At 63.0% G+C, this 9,678-nt stretch carries 13 protein-coding genes; 11 read left to right on the plus strand and 2 right to left on the minus strand.

Annotated elements, in window-relative coordinates; all coding sequences use genetic code 11:
* Positions 1-81: 81 nt before the first annotated feature.
* The 3 genes from ABNU97_RS02275 to ABNU97_RS02285 all read left to right on the plus strand — a co-directional run bounded on the left by ABNU97_RS02275 (position 82) and on the right by ABNU97_RS02285 (position 2,778).
* Entirely contained in the window at positions 82-750 is a 669-nt protein-coding gene (locus tag ABNU97_RS02275; RefSeq protein WP_348765129.1) for a dienelactone hydrolase family protein, read from the plus strand.
* A 184-nt stretch (positions 751-934) separates the two neighbouring features.
* Positions 935-1,747, plus strand: coding sequence for a crotonase/enoyl-CoA hydratase family protein (locus ABNU97_RS02280; RefSeq protein ID WP_348765130.1), 813 nt, complete (start codon positions 935-937; stop codon positions 1,745-1,747).
* Positions 1,744-2,778, plus strand: coding sequence for a sodium:calcium antiporter (locus ABNU97_RS02285; RefSeq protein ID WP_348765131.1), 1,035 nt, complete (start codon positions 1,744-1,746; stop codon positions 2,776-2,778). Before ABNU97_RS02280 ends, ABNU97_RS02285 begins: the two co-directional genes overlap by 4 nt.
* Here ABNU97_RS02285 and ABNU97_RS02290 read toward each other — a convergent pair.
* Positions 2,775-3,341: an adenine phosphoribosyltransferase gene (locus ABNU97_RS02290; RefSeq protein ID WP_348765132.1), complete on the minus strand. Its 567-nt coding sequence runs from the start codon at positions 3,339-3,341 to the stop codon at positions 2,775-2,777. The two genes, ABNU97_RS02285 and ABNU97_RS02290, sit on opposite strands and share 4 nt — an antisense overlap.
* Positions 3,342-3,540: 199 nt before the next feature.
* Here ABNU97_RS02290 and ABNU97_RS02295 point away from each other — a divergent pair, with 199 nt between their 5' ends.
* The 6 genes from ABNU97_RS02295 (at position 3,541) to ABNU97_RS02320 (ending at position 7,644) form a co-directional block, all read left to right on the plus strand.
* Positions 3,541-4,665, plus strand: a complete 1,125-nt coding sequence (locus ABNU97_RS02295; protein WP_348765133.1) for a zinc-dependent alcohol dehydrogenase family protein — start codon at positions 3,541-3,543, stop codon at positions 4,663-4,665.
* A gap of 172 nt (positions 4,666-4,837) precedes the next feature.
* Positions 4,838-5,290 (plus strand): plastocyanin/azurin family copper-binding protein, encoded by a 453-nt coding sequence (locus tag ABNU97_RS02300; RefSeq protein ID WP_348765134.1) that lies wholly within the window; start codon positions 4,838-4,840, stop codon positions 5,288-5,290.
* 162 nt (positions 5,291-5,452) lie between these two features.
* Positions 5,453-6,562: an alkene reductase gene (locus ABNU97_RS02305; protein ID WP_348765135.1), complete on the plus strand. Its 1,110-nt coding sequence runs from the start codon at positions 5,453-5,455 to the stop codon at positions 6,560-6,562.
* Positions 6,563-6,733: 171 nt separating this feature from the next.
* Positions 6,734-7,108, plus strand: coding sequence for a GFA family protein (locus tag ABNU97_RS02310; protein ID WP_348765136.1), 375 nt, complete (start codon positions 6,734-6,736; stop codon positions 7,106-7,108).
* Positions 7,109-7,165: 57 nt separating this feature from the next.
* Positions 7,166-7,387 carry an addiction module protein gene (locus tag ABNU97_RS02315; protein WP_348765137.1) on the plus strand — a complete coding sequence of 74 codons (222 nt, stop codon included), beginning with the start codon at positions 7,166-7,168 and terminating at the stop codon, positions 7,385-7,387.
* A gap of 26 nt (positions 7,388-7,413) precedes the next feature.
* Positions 7,414-7,644 carry a type II toxin-antitoxin system RelE/ParE family toxin gene (locus ABNU97_RS02320; RefSeq protein ID WP_348765138.1) on the plus strand — a complete coding sequence of 77 codons (231 nt, stop codon included), beginning with the start codon at positions 7,414-7,416 and terminating at the stop codon, positions 7,642-7,644.
* Positions 7,645-7,694: 50 nt separating this feature from the next.
* On the opposite strand, the gene ABNU97_RS02325 is transcribed toward ABNU97_RS02320, so the two are convergent.
* Positions 7,695-8,567: an AEC family transporter gene (locus ABNU97_RS02325; protein WP_348765139.1), complete on the minus strand. Its 873-nt coding sequence runs from the start codon at positions 8,565-8,567 to the stop codon at positions 7,695-7,697.
* 143 nt (positions 8,568-8,710) lie between these two features.
* Here ABNU97_RS02325 and ABNU97_RS02330 point away from each other — a divergent pair, with 143 nt between their 5' ends.
* Positions 8,711-9,013, plus strand: coding sequence for an antibiotic biosynthesis monooxygenase (locus ABNU97_RS02330; RefSeq protein ID WP_348765140.1), 303 nt, complete (start codon positions 8,711-8,713; stop codon positions 9,011-9,013).
* 18 nt (positions 9,014-9,031) lie between these two features.
* Positions 9,032-9,574, plus strand: coding sequence for an MAPEG family protein (locus ABNU97_RS02335; RefSeq protein WP_348765141.1), 543 nt, complete (start codon positions 9,032-9,034; stop codon positions 9,572-9,574).
* Positions 9,575-9,678: the final 104 nt, after the last annotated feature.

Here is a 9,678-nt window from a genome sequence, read left to right on the forward strand (position 1 = left end):
CGTGCCCGGCATGGCCGCGTTTAAAAACGGCGGTCGGGCGCGGTAGCATGCGGGTACGTATCCTCATCGAGTAACGTACTCATGTCTCAACAGATCGAATACAAGCGCCCCGACGGCGGTACGGCCAGCGGCTTTTATGCCGAACCGGCCACCGCGAACGCGCCCGGCATCGTCGTCATCCAGGAATGGTGGGGCCTCAACGACCAGATCAAGCGTGTGGGCCAGCAGTGGACCGAAGCCGGCTATCGCGTGCTGGTGCCGGACCTGTATCACGGCGACAAGGCGCTGGATGAAAAGGAAGCCGAGCACAAGATGAACGAGCTCGACTTCGGCGATGCGGCCACCCAGGATATTCGCGGGGCGTTGCAGTATCTCAAGGCCGATAGCGACAAGGTCGGCGTGATTGGTTTTTGCATGGGCGGCGTTCTGGCCGTGCTTTCGGCCATGCACAACGACGAAACCGACGCGGCCGTGTCCTGGTATGGCATTCCGCCGGAAGAGGCCGGGGACCCAAGCTCGATCGCCATCCCGCTGCAGTGTCATTTCGCCGAGCAGGACACGTTCTTCCCGATCGACCAGGCCGACGCGTTCGAACAGAAGCTCAAGGCGGCGAACGTTGCGTATGAGGCCTATCGCTACGATGCGCCGCATGCTTTCGGCAACGAAGACTGGGATTACTACGATCCCGAAGCGAGCAAAAAGGCCTGGGAGCGCAGCATGGCCTTTTTCGAAAAGCATCTGAAAGGCTGAACGGCCTGGCTTGAACGGCCCCGCTTGAACGGCGCCCAGGGCGGCCTCTTCAGGGGCCGCCTTTTTGTTGCGCTTGCCGTTTTCCTTGTCCGGTTGACGAAACAGGCACGTCGTGGGGCCGGCGCGCGCTGGTCGATTGCGGTAAAACCCTGCAGAGTGTGTGCTTTTACGCCGGAGAATGCGCATGAGCGAATCGGACGAAACCGTTGTCGTCGAACACGAGGGCAGGCTGGCACGGGTCTGTCTGAATCGCCCGCGCAAGCACAACGGCATGAACATGGCCATGCTGGATGCGGTCAACGACACCGCGAGCACGCTGGCCAAGGATCGCGACCTGCGCGCGATCGTCATCCAGGGCAACGGGCCGTCTTTCTGTGCCGGGCTGGATTTCGGCTCGGTGATGAACGGGCCGTTGGCGGTCGCGCCCCTGATGGCTCAGCTGTGGCTGCCCTATGCCAATCGCTTTCAGCGCTGGAGCCTGGCCTGGCGCGATATCGGCGTGCCGGTGGTGGCCGCCATTCACGGCAACTGCTTTGGTGCGGGCATACAGCTGGCGCTGGGGGCGGATGTGCGCGTGGCCGCGCCCGACGCGCGCCTGTCGGTCATGGAGACCAAATGGGGCCTGGTACCGGATATGGGCGGCGTGGCCCTGCTTCGCGAGCTGGTGCGTATCGACGTAGCCAAGCAACTGGTCATGAGCGCCAAGATCATCAGCGCGCGCGAAGCGCACGAACTCGGCCTGGTCACCCATCTCGACGACAACCCCGCCGAGGCCGCGCGCGACATCGCGCTGGAGATGAGCGCCTATTCGCCCGATGCGGTCGCGGCGAGCAAGTTCTTGCTGCAGGAATCCTGGGATGCCAGCGAGTCGTCGGTCACCGCCGCCGAGCGGCGCTGGCAACGCCGGCTGATCGGCCGTGCCAACCAACGCATCAGCGTGATGCGTAACGGCAAGGACAGTGACAAACCCTTCAAACGGCGAAGCGTGAGCAAGTGAGCTGGCTGTCGACGCTGGGCCTCGAAGCCAGCCTGGGGGTTTTTGCGCTGATCGCGGCGGTGATCGCCGTGGTCGGCACCCGCCTGACCCATATTGCCGATGATCTGGCCGATCGCACGGGCCTGGGCGAAGCGATCGCCGGCGCGGTCCTGCTGGGGGCGGCCACGTCGTTATCCGGCATCGTCGTATCGGTCACCGCGGCGCTCAAGGGCGAGCCCGAGCTGGCGATGAGCAATGCGCTGGGCGGTATCGCGGTACAGACGGTGTTCCTGGCCATCGCCGATGCCGTCTACCAGCGCGCCAATCTCGAACATGCGGCGGCCTCGACCGCCAATCTGGCCCAGAGCGCGCTGCTGATCTGCCTGCTGGCCCTGCTGCTGGTCGCGCCCTATACGCCGGCCTATACCGTGGCCGGCATTCACCCGGCTACGCTGGTGTTGTTTGCCGGCTATGGCTTTGGTCTGCGCGTGGTCAACGACGCCCAGCAGCTGCGCATGTGGGCCCCGCGCGAAACCGGCGAAACCCGCGAAGACGAACCCGACGACGAAGCGCTGGCGCGCCCGCTGGCCTCGCTCTGGCTGAGCTTTCTGGCACTCGCGGCGCTGCTCGGTGTGAGTGGTTTCGTGCTGGAGATCGTGGCCAGCCGTATCGGCGCCCAAACCGGGCTCGGAGCGACCGCGGTGGGGGTGATACTCACCGCCATCTGCACCTCGTTGCCGGAGCTGGTGACCTCGGTCGCGGCCGTACGCCGCGGCGCGCTGCAGCTCGCCGTGGGCGGCATCATCGGCGGCAATGCCTTCGACTGCCTGTTTGCCGGCGCCGCCGATCTGGCCTATCGGGATGGCTCGATCTACCACGCGATTCCCGAGCAGACCCTGCTCTGGATGGGCCTGTCGATTCTGATGACGGGCGTTCTGCTGCTGGGGTTGATCCGGCGCGAGAAGAACGGGGTGGGGAATATCGGTTTCGAAAGTGCGGCGTTGATCGTGCTCTACGGTTTTGGCATCGCGACCGCCGTGTTCGCAGCCTAGCGGGCTGTCTCGTCGGTGAAAACCGGCAAATGGCCCAGCGAAATGATGTGGTGCCAGTTTTCGCGCTCGCCTTCGGTGAGGATCGCGGTTTCGGCGGCCACGTGCGCGCCCGCGCGATCCATGATCGCGCGCATGGCCTGGAGGGTGGAGCCCGAGCTGATCACGTCGTCGAGCAGCACGATATTGGCACTGTCGACCAGCGCGCGATCCTTGGCGTCGAGGAACAGCGTCTGCGGCTGTCCGGTGGTGATCGACAGCGTCTCGGCCTTGAGCGCGTCGCCCATATAGGGTTTGTAATTCTTGCGCAGCACGATATAGGGCTTGCCCGTGGCGACCGACAGCGCATGCACCAGCGGGATCGACTTCGCCTCGGCGGTGACCAGCACGCTGTAGTCCACGGCTTCGAGCTTTGCCGCCAGCGCCCGGCTGGCGGTTTCTACAAGCTCGGTATCGCCGAGTACGTTGAGCACCGCGATACGGGTACCCGCGGCCACTTCGAACAGGGGCAGTTCGCGGTGCAGGCCGGCAATATCAATGGGGTAGGTTTCGGTGCTGGGGGTCATGTCAAAGCCTTTGCGAAACGCTGCACACGCAAAGCGCAGCGATCGTCGGGTGATGTCGTGATGCGCATAGTCTTGCACGACTGCGGCCCGCACTCGAAGCCCGTCGGTAAAATCCATACCCCCGAAACGTCATTTCAAATGATAGATTTGGGCACAGGCTGCCGCCGGCGCCGTCTTATTCCCAGGACCAGGAGTTCTTATGCAGACCCGAGCTGCCGTATTGCGCGAAATGTCCGCGCAACGCCCCTACAGTGATTCCCAGCCGCTCAAGATCGAGACCTTCGAGCTCGATGCGCCGCAGGCGGGCGAAGTGCTCATCAAGGTTCATGCGGCCGGGCTGTGTCATTCCGATCTGTCCACCATCGACGGCAACCGTCCCCGGCCCACGCCCATGGTGCTGGGCCATGAAGCGGCCGGCGAAATCATCGAAGTAGGCCCGAACGTCAAGGGCTTCGAGGTCGGCGATCATATCGTGTGTTCCTTCGTGCCCAGCTGCGGCCACTGCGACTACTGTGCCGACGGCCGCGCCGCGCTGTGCACGCCGGGTGCACAGGCCAACAATGCCGGCACCCTGCTCGATGACGGCATTCGTATCAAGGAGCAGGGCAACGACGTGTATCACCATCTGGGTGTGTCCGGCTTTGCCGAATACGCGGTGGTACGCACCGAATCCCTGGTCAAGATCGACAAGAACCTGGATTTCGAGATCGCCGCCATCTTCGGCTGTGCCGTGCTCACCGGCGTGGGCGCGATGGTGCATACCGCCAATCTACGTCTGGGCCAGACCGTACTCGTAGTCGGCCTCGGCGGCGTGGGCCTGTCGGCCGTACTGGGTGCGATTGCCGGCGGCGCGTCGCAGGTGATCGCCGCCGATATCGACGATGACAAGCTCGAGCGTGCGCGCGAGCTGGGCGCCACCGCCACCGTCAATACCAAGGACGAGGACGCCCTCGACAAGATCAAGGAATGGACGAACGGCGGCGTGGACGTGGCCGCGGAATTCGCTGGCGTACAGCCAGCCCTGGAGTTCGCCTTCGCGGCCACCGGCAAGGGCGGCAAGACGGTCACCGCCGGCCTGCCGCATCCGGACGTGCGCCTGCCGGTGTCCCCGACGCAGCTCGTGGCCCAGGAGCGCACCCTCATGGGCTCGTATCTGGGTGGCCATGTGCCCAAGCTCGATATCCCCGAATACATCGCGCTCTACCAGGCCGGGCGTCTGCCGGTGGATCGGCTGCTTACGCACCGGCTCACGCTCGACGAAATCAATACCGGCTTCGAACGGCTGGCGGCCGGCGAGGCCATCCGCCAAGTGATCGTGTTCTAGCCGCGGTCAATGGCGATGCGTCAGCCCCGATTCAGCCGCCTTCACTAGACTTTGTTGCGATTGGGGCGGCGATAGGGTGGCCTTTGCTGATGCCGTGGCGAACCCGTCACAGCTTGCGTATCGCCGGTATTGCTTGCATTGTGCATAAACAAAATCAATGGAGATAAACGACATGTTGAAGAAGACGATCCTGTTCACGCTGTTCGCTGCGCTGTCTACCCTGGCGGTTGCTGCCCAGGCCAAGACGGTCGAGATCGAAGGCACCAACAGCCTGCGGTTCAGCCAGGAATCGATCACCGTCAAGCCGGGTGAAGAAGTCACGGTCAAGCTGGTCAACAACAGCAAGCTGCCGGCTGCGGCGATGGCGCATAACTGGATTCTGCTCAAGGCGGATGCCGATGCGGCCAAGGTCGACGAAGCCGCGATGAGCGCCAAGGCCAACGATTATGTGCCGGAAGAAATGAGCGACCAGATCGTCGCCCATACCGGCCTCGTCGGCGGCGGCGAATCCGATACGGTGACGTTCACCGCGCCGGAAGAGCCGGGCGACTACACCTATATCTGCACCTTCCCGGGCCACTTCCAGGCCGGCATGAAGGGCACGCTGACGGTCAAGGCCGAATAAGCGCAGCCAGGCGAGTTCAGGCCCTGTCGCGCTGCGGCAGGGCCTTTTTTGTGCCCGGCTTTGCGTTCGGCGCAAGAAAGCGTTGTGCACGACCGACTTGATTTGCCATTCGCGACCACCAACTCCTTGGCTATCACACGATCTTTCGATCAAGGAAATCCAATGGCTGTCGACAAACTTCTCTCGCCGATCGATTTCGGCGCCCTCCAGTTGCCCAACCGCGTGATCATGGCGCCGCTGACACGTGCGCGCTGTCGCGATCAGGTGCCGGGCGAAATGCAGCGCACCTATTATTCCCAGCGCGCCGGTGCGGGCATGATCATCTCCGAGGCGACCAACATCTCGGAGTCCGCGCGCGGCTATGTATTCACGCCGAGCATCTTCACCGACGAACAGGAAGCCGGCTGGAAAGGCGTGGTGGACGCCGTGCATGACGCTGGCGGTCGCATGTGCCTGCAGCTGTGGCATGTCGGGCGCGTGGGCCATGAAATGGTGCATCCGGACGGGCGCAAGCCGGTCGCGCCGAGCGCCATTCGCGGCGAAGGCGCCCAGTCCTACGTCCAGTTCGAGGACGGCAGCGAAGGCCTGCAGAATTCCTCCACGCCGCGCGCGCTGGAAACCAAGGAAATCCCCGAAGTGGTCGAGGAATATCGCCAGGCCGCCATCCGGGCCAAGCGGGCCGGCTTCGACATGGTCGAAGTGCATGCCGCCAACGCCTATCTGCTCCAGCAGTTCATGGCCACCGGCTCCAACAAGCGTACCGACGCTTACGGTGGCTCGATCGAAAACCGGGCCCGTCTGCCGCTCGAAGTCGTCGATGCCGTCGTCGAAGTGATGGGCGCGGATCGCGTGGGCATTCGCCTATCGCCGTTCATCGAAATCTTCGGGCTCACCGACGACGAGCCCAAGGCGATGGCCTTCTACATGGCCGAACAGCTCAACAAGCGCGGTCTGGCCTATCTGCATATCAACGAGCCCGACTGGGCCGGCGGCGATATCAAGCTCACCGACGAGTTTCGCCAGGCCATGCGTGAACGCTTCGCCGACGGCGCCTTGATCTTCTGCGGCCACTACACCGCCGAGAGCACCGAGGCGCTCATCGAGAAGGGTCTCGGCGACGGTGCGGCCTTCGGTCGTCCCTATATCGCCAACCCGGATCTGGTCGAGCGCTTCCGTGTCGGCGCCGAGCTCAACAAGCCGGACGAAGCCACCTACTACGGCGGCGACGAAAAGGGCTATACCGACTATCCGTTCCTGAGCGAACAGAACTGATCGGTTAACTCACAGCCCACGTCAAAAAAAGCCGGCCGGTCGTGTGATCGGTCGGTTTTTTTGTGTCAGTTGTTCAGGTATGACAGCGCCCGGTCGCAGCCGAGCTGCGGCGTGCGGGTACACATGCGCTATCTTGACGCGGTTGAAGGTTAGTGCCCGTGAGGAAACGTCATGACGGAATTTCGAAAGGCCGCCTGCCATTGCGGCGCGGTCGAGCTGACGATTGAATTCGATAACGGCCTCGAGAATCTCAGACGATGTGATTGCTCGCTTTGCAGCCGAAAAGGGTATGTGATGGCCAGCGTGCCCACGACCCATGTCACCGTCGTCAAAGGCGAAGACGTACTTTCGGTCTATCGCTGGGGCACGCGGGTGGCCGAACATTTCTTCTGCAGCCTGTGCGGCGTGTATACCCACCACAAACGACGTAGCAACCCGTCGGAGTATGGGCTGAATATTGCCTGTATCGAGGGCGTGAACGCGCTGGCGTTCGACCCCGTGCCGATCGGTAATGGCCACATGAATCGTGCGCTGCCGCCGGTTTGAATCCGGCAGTCCGTTGTGGGCGTATTGCGGATGCGTTGATTACGCTATTCGCTACCCATGATCGATACGAACCTAATATCCAAGGTCAAAGAACTCTCGCTCGCTGAGCGATTGGAGTTCATTGAGGCGGTGTGGGAAACGATTGGTACGGAAGAGGTGCCGGTAACAGCCGCCGAGCAGTCATTACTGGATGCGCGTATCGCCGATGCTGAAGCTAATCCGGTTGACGAAAGTCCGTGGTCCGACGTTCGCGAGCGCCTCAAACGCCAGCTGCCTTGATCGACAACGTCTAGCGTCGACGCGATGTGGTTGAAGCGCAGCAGTGGTACGAACAGCAGCAGGCCGGCTTGGCAGCCGAGTTCAACGCTGAATTCGACGCCCTAGTGGACCCGCAGAAATACCGCCGTATACGGCGAGCAGCGCTGCGCCGATTTCCGTTTCTGGTTTGGTATCAGGTGCAAAAAAGCCGAATTACGATACTCGCGTGTACGCACGGCAAGGCGAATCCGAGCCAATTACCCTCGCGGCTTCGCTGACGTCTTTTCCAGCATGAAGCGTAACCGGGCAAGCGATCGCAATCCAGGCGCTATAGCACGCAATAAAGCGCAATCGGTATGACCGCCAGCGCGATTACATGACCGACGGCCACGATCGCAGCGACCTGCTGCGGGGCGATCTCGAACTGTTCGGCGAGCATGTAGTTGAGCACGGCCGGCGGCAGGGCGCCGAATACGATCAGCAGGGCGGCCAGCGGCGGGGCGGGCTGGGTGATCAATACCCAGGGCACGGCCACGATCAGGCCGGTGAGCGGGCAGGCCAGTCCACCCCAGAAGCCGGCGGACCACTGGCCCGGCGCGCCGTCGGCCAGGCGCACGCCCAGCGCGACAAGCATGAGCGGGATGGATATCTCGCCGAGCATGCGAATACCGGGCTCGATCATCGCGGGGGCATGCCAGTCCATGACCATGCCGAGCACGCCGGCAAACGTGGCCACCAGCATCGGGTTGGTCGCCAGACGCTTGATATGAATCGAGTCGCCCAGCAGCCACAGGCCAACGGTGAATTGCAGCAGGTTTTCAGTGACCAGCAGCACCACGGCCAACGGCAGGGCATCGTCGCCGAAGGCGAGGATAGCCAGCGGCAGGCCCAGGTTGCCGCAGTTGTTGAACATTGCCGGGCCGATATAGACCGCCGGGTCACGTTTCGTGAATCGTACCCAGGCCCAGGCCAGCAGGCCCGAGCCGAGTACGATGACCGTGGCGCCGATCGCGGCACTGATGAAGTGGTCCCCGCCCTGTGAGCGCTCGGTCAGGGCATGAAAGATCAGCGCCGGGGTGAAGATGTTGATGTTGAGCCGGTTCGCATCGCGTAGATCGGTCGGGCGCCGGCGACCGTAGGCATAGGCCAGGGCGATGATGCCGAACACCGGCACCGTGATTTCGAGAATACGAATCAGCAAAACGGCTCCTGGTAGGGCAGGCGCGACGGCGAGGCCCGTTCACAAAGCGCGCCATTGTAGCTGTATTGCGCAATGATCGTCGTGTCATGGGCCGCCGGGCGATGCGTATACTCGCAACGGTTTTTCATAGATGGGAGCAGGCCATGTTCATCGCCATGAACCGTTTCAAGATCAAGCCCGGCTGCGAAGAAGAGTTCCTCGCGATCTGGCGTGAGCGCGACAGTCATCTTGAGGGCGTACCTGGCTTCAAGCAGTTCAATATGTTGCAGGGCGCAACCAACGACGAGTACACCCTGTTTGCTTCGCACTCGGAGTGGGAATCGCGCGCGGCCTTCGAGGCCTGGACCCAGAGCGAGGCCTTTCGCAAGGCCCATGCGAATGCGGGCGCACGCCGCGATATCTATCTCGGCCCGCCCCAGTTCGAGGGATTCGAAGTCAAAATCTAATACGCGTCCGGCGCTTCTATGCGGCACTTATCGGCCCATCAGCGCGGCGTGCTTCGCGGCATGGCCGCAGGTGCCATCGTGGCGGCTGTCGTGGTGTGGGGCGGCGCGTTCGTCGATGTATTCGGCCCGTTCGACAACGACCTGGCCACGCGGTTGTCGATTGCCAGCGGTGCGTCCTTATTGCCGGCACTCTGCCTTATGGTCGCGATTGGGCGTATCGCAAAGCATCGCTTCTTTCATGCGGCAGATATCGACGGCGCCGGTCTCACCGAGGGCTCGTCGCGCGTGCAGTTGTTGCGCGCGCTGGCCCAGAACACGCACGAGCAGGTGATGCTGGCCGTGGTCGCGTATTTTGCCTGGGCGCTGCTCATGCCTATCGACACACTGTCGTCCGTGGTGCTCGCGGCCATCGCGTTCGTGCTCGGCCGTATTCTGTTTTTCACCGGCTACGAACGCGGCGCGCCGGCGCGCTCGCTGGGTTTCACTGCCTGTTTCTACCCCACGGCGCTGATGCTGGCCACGGTTGCGGTGGTCGGCACTTCGCGGTGGCTATTCGCTTGAGCCAGGGCTTAGGGCTGTGATTGCGGTTCGGGCGGTGGCCCGCCGGGTCGTCGCCGGAGAAAACGGGCAAACCGCGGCAGGCCGGTCGCGGTTTCGCCGTTGTA

Origin of the sequence: uncultured Salinisphaera sp. (assembly GCF_964012375.1) — a bacterium.
Classification (GTDB): Bacteria; Pseudomonadota; Gammaproteobacteria; order Nevskiales; family Salinisphaeraceae; genus Salinisphaera.

Excerpts from the sequence above, each read along its gene's own strand:
- ABNU97_RS02275 (WP_348765129.1), top strand. The coding sequence starts at position 82 with ATGTCTCAACAGATCGAATACAAGCGCCCCGACGGCGGTACGGCCAGC.
- ABNU97_RS02280 (WP_348765130.1), top strand. The coding sequence starts at position 935 with ATGAGCGAATCGGACGAAACCGTTGTCGTCGAACACGAGGGCAGGCTG.
- ABNU97_RS02290 (WP_348765132.1), bottom strand. The coding sequence starts at position 3,341 with ATGACCCCCAGCACCGAAACCTACCCCATTGATATTGCCGGCCTGCAC.
- ABNU97_RS02295 (WP_348765133.1), top strand. The coding sequence starts at position 3,541 with ATGCAGACCCGAGCTGCCGTATTGCGCGAAATGTCCGCGCAACGCCCC.
- ABNU97_RS02300 (WP_348765134.1), top strand. The coding sequence starts at position 4,838 with ATGTTGAAGAAGACGATCCTGTTCACGCTGTTCGCTGCGCTGTCTACC.
- ABNU97_RS02305 (WP_348765135.1), top strand. The coding sequence starts at position 5,453 with ATGGCTGTCGACAAACTTCTCTCGCCGATCGATTTCGGCGCCCTCCAG.
- ABNU97_RS02310 (WP_348765136.1), top strand. The coding sequence starts at position 6,734 with ATGACGGAATTTCGAAAGGCCGCCTGCCATTGCGGCGCGGTCGAGCTG.
- ABNU97_RS02315 (WP_348765137.1), top strand. The coding sequence starts at position 7,166 with ATGATCGATACGAACCTAATATCCAAGGTCAAAGAACTCTCGCTCGCT.
- ABNU97_RS02330 (WP_348765140.1), top strand. The coding sequence starts at position 8,711 with ATGTTCATCGCCATGAACCGTTTCAAGATCAAGCCCGGCTGCGAAGAA.
- ABNU97_RS02335 (WP_348765141.1), top strand. The coding sequence starts at position 9,032 with ATGCGGCACTTATCGGCCCATCAGCGCGGCGTGCTTCGCGGCATGGCC.